Annotated in this window: 13 protein-coding genes; 2 read left to right on the top strand and 11 right to left on the bottom strand. The window is 68.3% G+C overall.

The window, feature by feature from the left end; genetic code table 11:
• A partial coding sequence (locus UYS_RS17890) for a helix-turn-helix domain-containing protein (protein ID WP_156821532.1) occupies nucleotides 1-103 on the bottom strand: 103 nt, incomplete at its 3' end.
• Between the two features lie 128 nt (nucleotides 104-231).
• Here UYS_RS17890 and UYS_RS0204125 point away from each other — a divergent pair.
• On the top strand, nucleotides 232-639 hold the full coding sequence (locus UYS_RS0204125) for an acyl-CoA thioesterase (RefSeq protein ID WP_016854232.1): 408 nt from the start codon (nucleotides 232-234) through the stop codon (nucleotides 637-639).
• Between the two features lie 17 nt (nucleotides 640-656).
• Here the strand turns inward: UYS_RS0204125 and UYS_RS0204120 are convergent, their stop codons facing one another.
• The 3 genes from UYS_RS0204120 to hexR all read right to left on the bottom strand — a co-directional run bounded on the left by UYS_RS0204120 (nucleotide 657) and on the right by hexR (nucleotide 5,061).
• Nucleotides 657-1,757, bottom strand: a complete 1,101-nt coding sequence (locus tag UYS_RS0204120) for a TRAP transporter substrate-binding protein (protein WP_016854231.1) — start codon at nucleotides 1,755-1,757, stop codon at nucleotides 657-659.
• 177 nt (nucleotides 1,758-1,934) lie between these two features.
• Nucleotides 1,935-4,133: a DNA helicase II gene (gene uvrD, locus UYS_RS0204115; protein ID WP_016854230.1), complete on the bottom strand. Its 2,199-nt coding sequence runs from the start codon at nucleotides 4,131-4,133 to the stop codon at nucleotides 1,935-1,937.
• 67 nt (nucleotides 4,134-4,200) lie between these two features.
• The gene (gene hexR, locus UYS_RS0204110; protein ID WP_026068333.1) at nucleotides 4,201-5,061 is read right to left on the bottom strand and encodes a transcriptional regulator HexR; all 861 of its coding nucleotides are present in this window, start codon (nucleotides 5,059-5,061) and stop codon (nucleotides 4,201-4,203) included.
• A gap of 201 nt (nucleotides 5,062-5,262) precedes the next feature.
• Here hexR and UYS_RS0204105 point away from each other — a divergent pair, with 201 nt between their 5' ends.
• Nucleotides 5,263-5,472 carry a PA3496 family putative envelope integrity protein gene (locus UYS_RS0204105; protein WP_016854228.1) on the top strand — a complete coding sequence of 70 codons (210 nt, stop codon included), beginning with the start codon at nucleotides 5,263-5,265 and terminating at the stop codon, nucleotides 5,470-5,472.
• A gap of 99 nt (nucleotides 5,473-5,571) precedes the next feature.
• Here UYS_RS0204105 and UYS_RS0204100 read toward each other — a convergent pair whose 3' ends face one another.
• The 7 genes from UYS_RS0204100 to mgtE all read right to left on the bottom strand — a co-directional run bounded on the left by UYS_RS0204100 (nucleotide 5,572) and on the right by mgtE (nucleotide 14,944).
• A complete protein-coding gene (locus UYS_RS0204100) occupies nucleotides 5,572-6,918 on the bottom strand; it encodes a sodium-dependent transporter (protein ID WP_016854227.1) in 1,347 nt (448 codons plus the stop codon).
• A gap of 347 nt (nucleotides 6,919-7,265) precedes the next feature.
• Nucleotides 7,266-8,138 carry a DUF72 domain-containing protein gene (locus UYS_RS0204095; RefSeq protein ID WP_016854226.1) on the bottom strand — a complete coding sequence of 291 codons (873 nt, stop codon included), beginning with the start codon at nucleotides 8,136-8,138 and terminating at the stop codon, nucleotides 7,266-7,268.
• A 14-nt stretch (nucleotides 8,139-8,152) separates the two neighbouring features.
• Nucleotides 8,153-9,985, bottom strand: coding sequence for a glutamine--fructose-6-phosphate transaminase (isomerizing) (glmS, locus tag UYS_RS0204090; RefSeq protein WP_016854225.1), 1,833 nt, complete (start codon nucleotides 9,983-9,985; stop codon nucleotides 8,153-8,155).
• Nucleotides 9,986-9,995: 10 nt separating this feature from the next.
• The gene (glmU, locus tag UYS_RS0204085; protein ID WP_016854224.1) at nucleotides 9,996-11,363 is read right to left on the bottom strand and encodes a bifunctional UDP-N-acetylglucosamine diphosphorylase/glucosamine-1-phosphate N-acetyltransferase GlmU; all 1,368 of its coding nucleotides are present in this window, start codon (nucleotides 11,361-11,363) and stop codon (nucleotides 9,996-9,998) included.
• 45 nt (nucleotides 11,364-11,408) lie between these two features.
• Entirely contained in the window at nucleotides 11,409-12,515 is a 1,107-nt protein-coding gene (locus tag UYS_RS0204080; protein WP_016854223.1) for an FAD:protein FMN transferase, read from the bottom strand.
• A gap of 180 nt (nucleotides 12,516-12,695) precedes the next feature.
• Entirely contained in the window at nucleotides 12,696-13,493 is a 798-nt protein-coding gene (locus UYS_RS0204075; RefSeq protein ID WP_016854222.1) for an undecaprenyl-diphosphate phosphatase, read from the bottom strand.
• A gap of 80 nt (nucleotides 13,494-13,573) precedes the next feature.
• Nucleotides 13,574-14,944, bottom strand: coding sequence for a magnesium transporter (gene mgtE / locus UYS_RS0204070; RefSeq protein ID WP_016854221.1), 1,371 nt, complete (start codon nucleotides 14,942-14,944; stop codon nucleotides 13,574-13,576).
• Nucleotides 14,945-15,071 lie beyond the last annotated feature (127 nt).

The raw sequence follows: 15,071 nt of genomic DNA, 5'->3' as shown, positions 1-15,071 counted from the left end.
TGTGGATGCCAAGCTCTCTGGCAATCTGACGTCGGCTCATGCCCACGTCATGACGGGCATAGATCTGGTATCGTTGGGTCTGGGTCAGCTGTCGGTATCCCATGCTCTGCTTCACTTTGGTAGGTGAGCCGAGAAGGGTACCGGCGCTGCCCCTCCCGCCTCTACCTCGTGGGCCAAAGTGCTGCGTTTATTCTATGAATCCAGGAACAACAAGCCAGGCGAACCCGTGCCATGAGCGAACTCGATGACATCCCGACCCCGCGCGGCCATCTGACCCTCAAGCTGGTCGCCCGCCGCCAGGACACCAACTTCCACGGCGACATTCCCGCCGGCTGGCTGATCGGCCACATGGACCAGGCCGCCGAGCTCGCCGCCGGCCGCGAGGCCGGGGGGCGAACCGCCACCGTGGCCGTCGAGGCCATGGACTTCCTGTGCCCGGTACGGGTCGGCTCGATGGTCAACATCTTCACCGACGTCCGCGAGATCGGCCACAGCTCGATCAAGATCGACGTCGAGGTGTGGAGCCGCTCGCCCCACGAGCGCGACCCCGACGAACTGCACAAGGTCACCGAGGCCCGCTTCGTGACGGTGGCGCTGGACGACAACGGCCGCATCCGCGCGGTGCGTCAGGGCGGCTGAGCCGCCCCGATCTCCCTTCAGCCGACGAGCGTCTCCCGTGACTTCAGGTAGGCCAGCTCGCCGATATCGGTGAAGGCGCTGACCCGCTGCTGGAAGTCGCGATAGGCCTCGAAGATCCGCTTCGAGGCCTCGTCGTTCTCGACCTGCTGCTGGAGGACCCGCTGCGACGACTCGTGCAGCGCCGCCATGACGTCGTCGGGGAACTGACGCAGCTGGATGCCGTGCTCGTCGACCAGACTGCGCAGCGCCTCGGCGTTGCGGAAGGCGAACTCGCTGATCATCGCCAGGTTGGAGGCGCGGGCGGCCTCGGTGACCACCACCTTGAGGTCGTCCGGCAGCGCGTTCCACGCCTCCAGGTTGACGGTGCCCTCGAGGATCGCGCTGGGCTCGTTCCAGGCCGAGGTGTAGTAGTAGTCGGCCACCTGATGCAGGCCGAAGGCCAGATCGTTGTAGGGGCCGACCCAGTCGGCGGCGTCCAGCACGCCGGTCTCCATGGAGGTGAAGATCTCGCTGCCCGGGATCGTCAGGGTGGTCACGCCGATGCCGTTCATGGCCTCGCCGGCTAGGCCCGGCAGACGCAGCTTGAGGCCCTGCATGTCGTCCAGCGAGTGGATTTCCTTCTTGAACCAGCCGCCCATCTGGGTGCCGGTGTTGCCCACCGCGAAGGGCTTGAGGTTGTGCTCGGCGTAGAGCTCGTCCCACAGCGCCTGACCGCCGCCGTGGTACAGCCAGGCGTTGGTCTCGGTGGTGGTCATGCCGAAGGGCACGGCGGTGAAGAACTGGGCCGCGGCGACCTTGCCGCGCCAGTAGTAGGAGGCGGAGTGGCCCATCTCGGCGGTGCCGGCCGAGACCGCGTCGAACACCTCCAGGGCCGGTACCAGTTCACCGGCGCCGTGGACCCGGACCCGCATGCGGCCGCCGGACATGCGTTCGATGCGCTCGGCGAGGTCGTTGGCGCCGGTGCCCAGGGCCGGGAAGTTCTTGGGCCAGGAGGTCACCATGTTCCAGGTGATGGTCTCCTGGGCGCTGGCGGTGTTGACGAAGGGGGCGGCGACGGCACCGGCGGTGCCGGCCCCCAGGGTCTTGAGGCTGGTCTTGAGAAAGTTGCGACGCTCCATGGGGAGGGCGGCTCCTTGCGGTTCTTTTCGTATCGCATGCCGAGCGGCATACCGGTGTCCGCCGGGCAGTATCGCGAAAGCGGCATTTATCAGCAAGCGAACGACTGCCCAGGACAGTTGGGGGCCGATCCGGCGACCCTCACCACATCGAGGACCTGGTTTCTTGGTGTGTGCTCGCTAGAGAGGCGTCAACTTGGCGAAGCCCAGCACCAGCCACTTGTCGCCCTCGCCCTCGAAGCTGACCTGCACCCGGGCGCGCTCGCCCTCGCCCTCGGCGTTGAGGATCACGCCCTCGCCGAAGATCGGGTGGCTGACCCGCTGGCCCAGCGCCAGCGAGGGCAGCTCGGCGCCGCCGTCGACGCTCTCCTGGCGCGGGCCGGGGCGCGAGGCGGTGACCGGCCGCGAGACCTGGCCACGCAGCCGCACCTCCTCGAGGCAGTCCTCGGGCAGCTCGCGCAGGAAGCGCGACGGCCGCTGGAAGGTCTCCTTGCCGTGCAGCCGGCGCAGCTCGGCGTGGGTCAGGTAGAGCTTCTGCATCGCCCGGGTCAGGCCCACGTAGCACAGCCGGCGCTCCTCCTCGAGGCGGCCGGGCTCCTCCATCGACATCTTGTGCGGGAACAGGCCCTCCTCGACGCCGGCCACGAACACCACCGGGAACTCCAGGCCCTTGGCCGAGTGCAGGGTCATCAGCTGCACGCAGTCCTCGAACTCGTCGGCCTCGTGCTCGCCGGCGTTGAGCGCGGCCTCGGCGAGGAACGCCTCCAGCGCGGCCATGCCCTCGCCGGCCTCCACGGTATCCAGGGTCTCGCCCTGGCTGAAGGCCTTGGCGGCGGTGACCAGCTCCTCGAGGTTCTCGACCCGGGCCTGGCCCTTCTCGCCCTTCTCGTTGCGGTGGTGCTCGACCAGCCCGGTGCGCTCGTTGACGTGATCGATGATCTCGTGGAGCGCCATGCCGGAGGTCTCGTCGTCGAGCCGCTCGATCAGGTCGGCGAAGGCCTTCACCGAGGATACCGCGCGGCCCTTGAGCGAGCCGTCGAGCTGGGCGTCGTGCAGCGCCTGCCACAGCGAGATGCCGACGTGGCGAGCGCGCTCGCGCAGCACCTCGACGGTGCGGGTGCCGATGCCGCGTGCCGGCACGTTGATCACCCGCTCCAGCGAGGCATCGTCGTCGCGATTGAGCAGCAGCCGCAGGTAGGCCAGGGCGTTCTTGATCTCCAGGCGCTCGTAGAAGCGCTGGCCGCCGTAGATGCGGTAGGGCACCCCCTGGCGGATCAGCGTCTCCTCGATCACCCGCGACTGGGCGTTGGAGCGATAGAGGATGGCGATCTCGCGGCGCGTCATGCCCTCCTCGACCTTCTCGCGGATGGTGTCGACGATGAAGCGCGCCTCGTCCAGGTCGTTGAAGCCGCCGTACAGCGAGATCGGCTCGCCGCGGTCGCCGGCGGTCCACAGCTCCTTGCCCATGCGCTCCGAGTTGTGGCGGATCAGGGCATTGGCGGCGTCGAGGATGGCGCTGGTGGAACGGTAGTTCTGCTCCAGGCGCACCGTCTTGGTGGCGGGGAACTCGTCCTCGAAGCGGCGGATGTTCTCGATCCGCGCGCCGCGCCAGCCGTAGATCGACTGGTCGTCGTCGCCGACCACGGTCATCGGCGTGGTCATGCCGGTGAGCAGCTTCAGCCAGGCGTACTGCAGGGTGTTGGTGTCCTGGAACTCGTCGACCAGCACGTGGGCGAAGCGCTCCTGGTAGTGGGCCAGCAGGGCGGGATTGTCGCGCAACAGCTCGAGGCTCCTGAGCAACAGCTCGCCGAAGTCGACCAGGCCGCCGCGCTCGCAGGTCAGCTGGTAGCGCTCATAGAGCTCGACCATCTGGGTCATGTAGGCGTCGCCGTGGGCGTCCACCTGGTGCGGGCGCAGGCCCTCCTCCTTGCAGCCGGAGATGAACGACTGCACCTGGCGCGGCGGGAAGCGCTCGTCATCGACGTTGTTGTCCTTGAGCAGCCGCTTGATCAGGCGCAGCTGGTCGTCGCCGTCGATGATCTGGAAGTGCTGGGGCAGCCGCGCGTCCTGCCAGTGGGTGCGCAGCAGGCGGTGAGCGATGGAGTGGAAGGTGCCGACCCAGACGTGGCGCAGCGAGATGCCGAGCAGCGCCTCCAGGCGGGTGCGCATCTCGCGGGCCGCCTTGTTGGTGAAGGTCACCGCCAGCACGGCGTAGGGCGAGAGCCCCTCGGCCTGCATCAGCCAGGCGATGCGATGCACCAGCACCCGGGTCTTGCCGGAGCCGGCGCCGGCCAGCACCAGCATGTTGCCCTGGGGCGCGCTGACGGCCTCGCGCTGGGCCGGGTTCATGTGGTCGAGAATCGCCGTGACGTCGTCCATAGCGGGAAGGCATCGCTGCTCGGAAAATGGCCCGACAGCTTACCATATCGCGCCGGTCACGGCCGGTTCAGGACTCGTCGGGCTCCGGATAGCGCAGCGAGTTGAGGCTCTTCTTCACCGACTTGAGCTGCTCGGCGAGCCTGGGCCCGCGGGACTTGGCCACGCCGACCGCCAGCACGTCGATCATCACCAGATGGGCGATCCGCGAGCTCATCGGGGTGTAGATCTCGGTGTCCTCGTGGACGTCGATGTACAGCGGCAGGGTCACCTCCTCGGCCAGCGGCGAGCCGCTGGGGCACAGGCCGATCACCGTGGCGCCGGCCTCGCGGGCCAGGCGCACGCTGGCCACCAGCGCCCGGGTGCGCCCGGTCTGGGAGATCGCCACCACCACATCGCCCTCCTTGAGGGTCACCGCCGACATGTTCTGCATGTGCGGGTCGGTGTAGGCGGCGGTGGAGATCTGCAGACGGAAGAACTTGTGCTGGGCATCGAAGGCCACCGCGCCGGAGGCACCGAAGCCGTAGAACTCGACCCGATTGGCCATGCCCAGGGCATTGATCGCCTGGCTCAGCGCATCGTTGTCCAGCCGGTCGCGCACCGACAGCAGGGTACCTACCGTGGAGTCGAAGATGCTCTGGGAGAATTCCGCCACCGAGTCGCTGTCGTTCATCGAGAACTGGGCGAACTGGCTGCCGGTGGCCAGCATCTGGGCCAGCTTGAGCTTGAAGTCCTGGAAACCGTTGCAGCCCAGGGCGCGGCAGAAGCGCACCACGGTGGGCTCGCTGACCTTGGCCTCGGTGGCCAGGTCGACGATCCGCATGTGGATCACCTCATCGGGATTGCGCAGCACGAACCTCGCCACCTTCTGCTCGGAGCGGCGGAAGTGCGTCATGCGGCGTCTCATTTCATCGAACAGGCCAAGGCTCACGCGGCACTCCTGGGTCGGCGGATTCGAGGGCAATGCCCACAGTATGCCCCAACCGACGCCCCCATGGGCAGCAAGGCGCCGAAAGGATCGTTGACACTCCGATCTTCATCATTCTGTCAAGAGGGGTATAGTAAGAATTGCAGTGTCGCGCAGCGCCCCACGCCGATGCCGACACCCCCACTGCAGACAGGAGAGTCGATCATGCGTAATGTCGAACGCTTATCCTCCGTCAAGAGCGAACTCCTCGACATCTTCATGAGCATGGAAGTCGTCGAGCACGAAGAACGCTCCCGTACCGCCGCCCAGCGCAACCTGCGCGCCCGCCGCGGCATCGAGCTCCACGAGGAGTTCAAGCGTCTCAGCCAGGACATCGCCGACCTGCCCGAGGACGACGCCGACGAGATGCACTGATCCCGACTCCCGCCACCTCAGGCACCCGAACGCGGAGAGCCCCGCACGGGGCGGGGCTCTCGCGTCGGGGTCGGCCCCGGTATCGCCACGGCTTCGACCTCAGAGGCTGGTGAAGAACACCACCGCCACGCCGATCGGCGCGATGAAGCGCGTGATCAGGCTCCACAGGCTGAAGTCGTAGATGTCCATGCCGAGTTCGCGCCGCACGCTCTCCTTGTCGAGATACCAAGCGGTGAAGACGATGGCGCCCAGGCCGGTGAGCGGCAGCATGAACTTGCTGGTCACCCGGTCGAGCAGGTCGAAGACGTTCAGGCCGAACAGCACCGGGTCGCTCCACAGGTTGAACGACAGCAGCGCGGCGATGCCCAGCGCCCAGGCCGCCACCCCGGCCACCAGGGCGGAACCCACGCGCGGCAGCGGCGTGCGCTCCTCGACGAATTCCACCACCGGCTCGAGCAGCGAGATGGCCGAGGTCAGGGCGGCGAAGGTCAGCAGCAGGAAGAACAGCAGGCCGACCACGATGCCGCCGCCCATCTGGCCGAACGCCAGCGGCAGGGTGACGAAGATCAGCCCCGGGCCAGAGGCCACGTCGAGGTCGTTGGCGAACACCAGCGGGAAGATCGCCAGGCCGGCGCCCAGCGCGATCACGGTGTCCATGATCACCACGGTGCGCGCGGTCTTGAGCAGGTCGACCTCTTCGCCCAGGTAGGAGCCGTAGGCCATCATGATGCCCATGCCCAGCGACAGGGTGAAGAAGGCATGGCCCAGGGCCGCCAGCACGGTCTCGCCGGAGAGCTTGCTCCAGTCCGGATTGAACAGGTAGGAGACGGCCTCACCGAAGTGGCCGGTGGTCATGCCATAGCCGACCAGCACCACCATCAGCACGCCCAGCGCCGGCATCAGGATGCGGGCGGCACTCTCGATGCCCTTGGTCACGCCGCGGGCGACGATGCCGATGACCAGCAGCATGAACACCGAGTGGCCGGCCAGCAGCAGGCCCGGGCTACCCAGCATGGCATTGAACAGCGCGCCGATGCCATCGGCATCCTGGCCGCTGAAGGCGCCGGTGACGGAGTTCAGGGTGTAGTACAGCGACCAGCCGCCGATCACGCTGTAGAAGGACAGGATCAGGAAGGCGCCGAGGATGCCGCTGATGCCGACGATCATCCAGGCCCGGGTGCGGCCGGAGGCCTCGGCCAGGTCGGCCATGGCGTTGGCGGGATTGTTCTGGCCGCGGCGGCCGATCATCCACTCGGTGACCAGGATCGGCAGGCCGATCAGCGCGATGCACAGCAGGTAGACCAGCACGAAGGCCGCGCCGCCGCTCTCGCCCACCATGTAGGGGAACTTCCAGATATTACCCAGGCCGACCGCCGAGCCGGTGGCCGCGAGGATGAAGCCCAGCCGGGACGACCAGTGCGCGTGTTGCTGTTGCTTGAGGGACATAATTCACCTTGAAGGGTCGTGTCGCCATCGATCGATCGGATGCGATGACGTTCTGATTGTTGTCGCCACGTCCACGCCGTGCCGGATCTCGGTACGGCGCATTCAAGGGCATAAAACGCATGCCAAGCAGGATCACTACCAGGGCTACGTTTCCACCGGTGGGGTGAAGGGTGGAAACCGCAAGGAGGTATCGCGACACCCCACAGGGGTTAGGCGTGAGGGTCGACGATATTCGATGGCAAGTGACGAGCGAGGGGTAACATATCCGATCGTCTGCCCGGAGGCCACCCATGGCGGCAAAACCACGCAGCGCGCGCCCTGGCGTTCGAAACGAGCCGCCCCGCGGCTCAGAACAGCGCGGCCTGGCGCTCGCCCGGAAAGTCCGCCGTCGGCGGCAGTCCGGCCCGTGCCGCCACCGACGAATAGAGCCGACGCGCCAGCTGCGGGGCGCGGCGGTTATCGGCGGTATGCACAAACAGGAAAGGGGTTTTCCCCTGTTTTATCCACAGGACAAGGCGTTCGATCCAGGGCGTGAAGTAGTCGATATTGATCGACTCGTCAACATTGCCGATGAAGCGCACCACGGGAAATTCCCCTGTGGAAATCACATGTAACGGCCGTTTCGGCTTCTCGTGCTGAGCCTTCTGCATGCCCGGATGATCGCCGGCGGCGGTGGAGAACAGCGGCCGCACGTCGAGCATGACCCGGTTGGCGCCGTGACTTATCAACAACCTGTTGAGGGCCGTCTCGGCCGCCCCCTTGTGGAAAAACTCGCTGTGGCGCACCTCGACCGCGCAGGGCAGCCAGCTCGGCCAGCGGTCCAGCAGGGCCTCGAGGCGGGGCAGCTCCTCGGCGCCGAAGTCCCGCGGCAGCTGAACCATCATCGGCCCCAGGCGATCATGCAGCGGCGCCAGGGCCGCGAGGAAGTCATCGAAGCCCGCCTCGACGTCCACCAGGCGCCGCTCGTGGGTCAGCGACGACGGGAGCTTGAAGCAGAAGCGGAAGCCGGCCGGCGCCTGGCGCGTCCAGGCCGCCACCGTCTCGGCGCGGGGCGCGCCGCTGTAGAAGGTGGTGTTGCCCTCCACCGAGGAGAACACCCGGGCATAGTCGCCCAGCAGATCGTCGCTGCCGCCGTGGGGCGGATAGAGCCCGCCGCGCCAGTCGGGGTTGGCCCACATCGGCAGGCCCAGGTGCAGTCGCGGCGGCTCACTGGCGGCCATGTCGGCCTCGTCCCTCATTCCACGGTGACGGACTTGGCCAGGTTACGCGGCTGGTCGACGTCGGTGCCCTTGAGCACGGCGACATGATAGGAGAGCAGCTGCAGCGGCACGGTATAGAGGATCGGCGCCAGGGCCTCCTCCACCTTGGGCAGACGCAGCACCCGGATACCCTCGCCGTCCTCCAGTGCCACGCCCTCGTCGGCAAACACGAACAGCTCGCCGCCGCGGGCCCGGACCTCCTGGAGGTTGGACTTGAGCTTGTCGAGCAGGGCGTCGTTGGGGGCCACCGCGATCACCGGCATCTCGGCGTCGACCAGCGCCAGCGGCCCGTGCTTGAGCTCGCCGGCGGGATAGGCCTCGGCATGGATGTAGGAGATCTCCTTGAGCTTCAGCGCGCCCTCCAGCGCCACCGGGAACTCGGGCCCGCGCCCCAGGAACAGGGCGTGATGCTTCTCGGCGAAGGCCGCGGACAGCGCCTCGACGGCCGGATCCAGCGCCAGCACCTCGCCGACCCGGGCCGGCAGCTGACGCAGCGCCTCGACCAGCGTCGCCTGCTCGTCGGCGTCCTGGCCGCGCACCCGGCCCAGCGCCAGGGTCAGCAGCATCAGCGCGGTGAGCTGGGTGGTGAAGGCCTTGGTCGAGGCCACGCCGATCTCGGGACCGGCCTGGGTCATCAGCGTCAGGTCCGACTCGCGCACCAGCGAGCTGCCCGGCACGTTGCAGATCGCCAGGCTGCCCAGATAGCCGAGCCGCTTGGCGAAGCGCAGCGCGGCCAGGGTGTCGGCGGTCTCACCGGACTGGGACAGCGTCACGAACAGCGTGCCCTCGGGCACCACCACGCGACGATAGCGGAATTCGGAGGCCACCTCGACCTGCACCGGCACGCCGGCATAGCGCTCCAGCCAGTAGCGCGCCACCATGCCGGCGTGATAGCTGGTGCCGCAGGCCACCAGGTGGATCTGGCGGACCTCACCGAACAGCGCCTCGGCCTCGGGGCCGAAGCTCTCCACCAGCACGCTGCGATCGCCGAGCCGGCCCTCCAGGGCCGCGGCAATCACCGCCGGCTGCTCGTGGATCTCCTTGAGCATGAAGTGGCGATAACCGCCCTTGCTGGCCGCGCCGTCGCCGTGCTCGAAGGTCTGCACCGGGCGCTCCACGGCGTCACCGCCGGCATCGAAGATCTCGATCCTGCCGGCACCGGAGAGGCGCACCACATCGCCCTCTTCCAGATAGATGAAGCGGTCGGTGACCTGCAGCAGCGCCAGCGGATCGGAGGCCAGGAAGGCCTCCTCGATGCCGACGCCGACCACCAGCGGGCTGCCCTGGCGGGCGCCGATCACCACGCCCGGCTCGTCGACGTGGACCACGCCCAGCGCATAGGCCCCGTCGAGGCGCGCCAGCACCCGCTGCACGGCGGCCAGCAGGTCGCCGCCCTGCGCCTCGCGGGCGATCAGGTGGGCCATCGCCTCGGTATCGGTCTCGGAGCTGAAGGCATAGCCCTCGGCCTCGAGCTCGGCCTTCAGCGCCTCGTGATTCTCGATGATGCCGTTATGCACCAGCGCCAGGCGCTCACCGGACTGGTGGGGATGGGCGTTTTCCTCGCTGGGCCGGCCGTGGGTGGCCCAGCGGGTGTGGGCGATGCCGCTGTGGCCGGCCAGGGGCGCGGCGACCAGCGCCTCCTCCAGGGCCGCGACCTTGCCCAAGGCACGACGACGCTCGAGCCGGCCGTCACGCCCCGGCACGGCCATGCCGGCGGAGTCGTAGCCGCGATATTCGAGCCGCTTGAGCCCTTCCAGCAGGATGCCCTGTACGTTGCGCTGGGCGACAGCGCCGACGATGCCACACATGGTTCGCTCCTTAGAGGTCGTCTTTCTTGACCGGCCGCTGCCAGTCGTCCTTGCTGATCAGGCGTCCGCGGCTCACCGCCAGGGTATCGTCCGCCACGTCGCGGCTCAGCGTGGAGCCGGCGCCCACGGTGGCCCCCTTGCCGACGCGCATCGGCGCCACCAGGGCGGTATTGGAGCCGATGAAGGCCCCGTCGTCGATCTCGGTGCGGTGCTTGTTGGCGCCGTCGTAGTTGCAGGTGATGGTGCCGGCGCCGACGTTGACGTCGCGCCCGAGCCGGGCATCGCCCACATAGCTGAGGTGGTTGATCTTGCTGCCCTCGCCCACCTCGGCGTTCTTGGTCTCGACGAAGTTGCCGACCTTGGCCCCCACCGCCAGGCGCGAGCCGGGTCGCAGCCGGGCGAAGGGCCCGATGCGGTTGTGGCCGGCCACCACGGCGCCCTCGAGCACGCTGTGGGATTCGATCTCGCTCTCGGCGCCCACGTGGCTATCGCGGATCACGCAGTAGGGGCCGATGCGCACGCCCTCGCCCAGCTCGACGTGGCCCTCGAACACGCAGCCCACATCGATCTCGACGTCGTGGCCGCAGGTCAGGGTGCCGCGCACATCGAGGCGCGAGGGATCGGCCAGGGCCACGCCGGCGGTCATCAGCGACTCGGCGATGTCGCGCTGGTGGGCACGCTCCAGCTGCGCCATCTGCAGACGATTGTTGACGCCCTCGACCTCCAGCGCCCGGGCCGGCTGGGCGGTGGCGATCCTCACGCCCTCGGCGGCGGCCATGGCGATGACATCGGTCAGGTAGTACTCGCCCTGGGCGTTGTCGGCGGACAGCTGCGGCAGCCAGCGGCGCAGCTGGGCGGCGGTCATGGCCATGATGCCGGTGTTGCACTCGCGCACCGCGCGCTCGCTCTCGGAGGCGTCCTTGTGCTCGACGATGGCCACCGCCTCGCCGGCCTCGTTGCGCAGGATGCGGCCATAGCCGCTGGGGTCATCGAGGGTCACGGTGAGCAGGGCCATGTGCTGCTCGTCGACCCGTGCCAGCAGGTCGCGCAGGGTCTCGCGCCGGGTCAGCGGCACGTCGCCGTAGAGCACCAGCACCTTGCCCTCGCCGAGATGATCGAGCGTCTGGGCCACGGCGTGGCCGGTGCCCTTCTGCTCGGTCTGGCGGGCGAACCGCACCGGGCAGTCGGCCAGCGCCTCGCGCACGCGATCGGCGCCGTGGCCCACCACCACGTGGGTCCGATCGGCCTCGAGACCGGCGGCGGTGTCGATCACGTGCCGCACCAGGGGCCGGCCGGCCAGGCGATGCAGCACCTTGGGCAGGGTCGAACGCATCCGGGTCCCCTGCCCGGCCGCCAGTATCACCACGTCGAGACTCATCGTGACTCCTTGTCGATCCATCATTGAATCAGGCCATTCTAGTGCCTAGGGCCCCTCGGCCGCCACGCCGGCCACCGGCTCGTCCATCACCTCGATGCCCATCTCCTCGAGCCGGTCGCGGCCGAAGCGGGCCGCGAAGGCCGGGCTCGCCAGGCTGACCCAGTCGTCGTCGGCGGCGTTGCGCACCAGCATCATCACCGCCAGGTCATGTTCGACGGCCAGCGCCATGCCCTCGTCCTCGCCGAGTACCGACATGGCGGTGGCCCAGGCGTCGGCACGGGCATTGGAATCGTCCACCACCGTCACCGAGGCCATGCGATGCCGGATCGGTCGGCCGGTGCGCGGATCGATGGTATGAGAGTAGCGCCGGCCGTCTTCCTCGAAGTAGTTGCGATAGTCGCCGGAGGTGGCCACCGAGGTGTCCTCCAGCGGCAGCACGTACTTGGCCCGGGGCCGACCGTCGCGGGGAATCTCGACGCCGATGCGCCAGGGCTCGGCCTCGCCGTCGCGATGGCCGGCCACCTCGAGCTCGCCACCGATGTTGACCAGATAGTTGTCGAGGCCCTGGGAGGCCAGATAGGCCGCCACCCGATCGGTGGCGTAGCCCTTGGCCACGCCGGAGAGGTCCACGAACACGTCCTTGAGGCGACGCGCCCGCCGCTGATCCGCATCGATCTCCAGGGTGTCCATGCCGACCTCGGCGAGGCGCTGCTCGATCAGGGCGTCTCCCGGCACCTCGCGCGGCCTCGCCTCGGGGCCGAAGCTCCACAGGTTGACCAGCCCGCCCACGGTGACGTCGAAGGCGCCGTTGCTGGCCTCGCCCACCCGACGGGCGATCGACAGCACCTCGATCAATGACGCGGAGAGCGCCTGCCACTCGCCCAGCGGGGCGTGATCGAAGGCCACCAGCTCGGCGTCGTCGCGGTAGGTGGACATCGAGGCATCGACGCCCTCGAGCTCGTCGAGGATGCCCGCCTCGAGCTCGTCGCGGCGCTCGGCGGTGATCGGGTCGGCCAGCGTCACCTGGTAGAAGGTGCCGAAGATATCGCCCTCGAGCGTGACCGGCGTCTCGAGCGTTCGCTCGGAGCAGCCGGCCAGCAGGACGATCAGCATCAGCGTCACGAAGGCGAAGCGAAGACGTGGGAGTGGCATGAATCCTCCAACAAATAAACAAAAAGGATGCGCTGATTTATGTCGCGAGCGAAGAGAGGCTGGTTGCCGCCGGAGCGCAGGAACCGGAGTGTAGCCTGCTACATGAGGATTCCGATCGGACCGGCGCCCCGGCACCGCCGGCGACCAGGATATCAAGCGCAGCAATAAATCAGTGCTTCCTCAGCCGAACAGCCAGATCAGGGCAATACCCAGGATCAGTCGATAGGCCACGAAGGGCTGCATGCCGATGCGGCGGATGAAGACCAGGAAGAAATGAATGCACAGGTAGGCGCTGATACCGGAGAGCACGGTGCCCGCCGCCAGATCGCCCCAGGCCACCGGCACCGACGCCTGAGCCAGTTCCAGGGCCTCCAGACCGCCGGCCAGCACGATCACCGGAATCGACAGCAGGAAGGAGAAGCGTGCCGCCGCCTCCCGCGACAGGCCGAGCACCAGCGCCGCGGTCATGGTGATGCCCGAGCGCGAGGTGCCGGGAATCAGCGCCAGCGCCTGGGCCAGGCCGATCCACAGGGCATCGCGGCCGCTCATGCGATACTCGCTGCGGGTGCCGCGATGGCGCCAGTCGGCGATGCCCAGCACCACGCCGAAGACGATCAGGCCACCGGCCAGCACCAGCGGCGAGCGCATCACCTCCGAGATGACGTCCTGGAAGGCCAGCCCCACCACGCACACCGGTATCGTCGCCAGGATCACCCACCAGGCCAGGCGGGCATCGTCGTCGGTGCCGCGGCCGGCGACGCTGCGCCCCCAGCTGGCCGTCATGGTCACCAGCTCGTGGCGGAAGTAGAGCACCACCGCCATCAGGCTGCCCAGGTGCAGGGCCACGTCGAAGGCCAGCCCCTGATCGGGCCAGTCGGAGAAGACCGGCACCAGGATCAGGTGTGCGGAGCTGGAAACGGGCAGGAACTCGGTCAGCCCCTGGACGAGAGAAAGCACAACGATCTGTAGCCAATCCATGGTCGGTCTCAATCAAGCGAATTCAAGGAGATATAAACGTCACGAGGGCATACTGACCCGCCCTTCGTGTTGGCGTTCCCTTACCCGACGGGCAGCACCATGGTGGCGATGCCGAAGTAGATCAGCACCCCGGTGGCATCGATCAGGGTCGTGACCAACGGCGCCGAGGCCGTGGCCGGGTCCCAGCCCAGGCGGTCGAGCACAAAGGGCAGGCACAGGCCCAGCAGGCTGCCGACCAGCACGATGACGATCATGCTGACCGCGACCACCATGGCCACCGCCTCGCCGCCGCGGAACACGCCGATCGGCGCCACGGCGAGCGCCATGGTCAGCCCCAGCGAGCCGGCCACCAGCAGCTCGCGGCCGAACAGCTTGCCCCAGTCGCGCACCCCGACGTCGCCGGTGGCCATGCCGCGCACCGTCAGGGTGGCCGCCTGGGCGCCGGCGTTGCCGCCGCTGCCGATCAGCAGCGGCAGGAAGAACACCAGCGTCACCTGGGCCGAGATGGTCGCCTCGTAGTGGGCGATACCGGCCCCGGAGAGCAGGTTGCCGAACACCAGCAGCACCAGCCAGGTCACCCGCTTGCGATACAGGCTCAGCAGCGGCACCCGGCTGACGCCGCCCTCCAGCGCGCCGATCGACATCCCCTTGTGGAAATCCTCGGTGGCCTCGGATTCCACCACGTCGAGGGCATCATCGTGGGTGACGATGCCGACCAGCCGACGCATCTCGTCGACCACCGGCAGGGCCAGCAGGTCGTAGCGGGCCACGATCCGGGCGACCTCCTCCTGAGGCGTGTCCACCGAGGTATGGATGACGTCATGGATCATCATGTCGTCGACCCGGGCCCCGGGCCGCGCCACCATCAGCTGGCGCAGCGACATGGTGCCGGCCAGGCGACCCTCGGGGTCGATCACGTAGAGCTGGTAGACCGTCTCGGCGTCCGGCGCGGTCTGGCGCACCCGCATCATCGCCCGGGACACCGTCATCCCGGCGGGAATGGCCACGTAGTCGGAGGTCATCAGCGCGCCGGCGGTGCCTTCCTCGTAGCTGGCCAGGCGCTTGAGCTCCTCGCGCTCCTGATGCGCCATGCGCCTGAGCAGCGCCTCGCGGCGATCGTCGTCGAGGACCTTGAACAGGTCGGCACGCTCGTCGCCCCCCATCTCCTCGAGCACCGCCTGAAGGCGGTCGTCGCCCATGCCCGCGACGATCGCCAGCTGCTCCTCGCCATGCAGATAGCCCATCACGTTGGCACGCCGCTCCAGCGGCAGGCGGTCGAGCAGCGCGCGGGCGCGCAGCTCCTGCTCGCGTTCGAGCAGATCCTGGAGGATCTCGGCGATGTCCGCGGAGCGCAGCTCCGGCAACTGGGCGCTCAGGCGCGCGCGATCATCCGCTTCGAGGGCGGCAAGCAGGCCTTCCTTGTGGCGATTCAGGGCATCGCTGAGCGGCATGATCTTGTCCTCCCTGTGCCGGCGCGAACGAAAACGCCCCCCGGCCGGGCCAGGGGGCAACATGATCGCACAGGGCGTGGAGGGCGTCAGCTTCCCCTATCGGAAGGCGGCCCGATCAGACGCCGAC

The organism is Halomonas smyrnensis AAD6, assembly GCF_000265245.1.
In the GTDB taxonomy this organism is placed as follows: Bacteria; Pseudomonadota; Gammaproteobacteria; order Pseudomonadales; family Halomonadaceae; genus Halomonas; species Halomonas smyrnensis.
The sequence above is the reverse complement of the archived record's forward strand: the minus strand, read 5'-3'. Positions and strand labels throughout refer to the sequence as shown.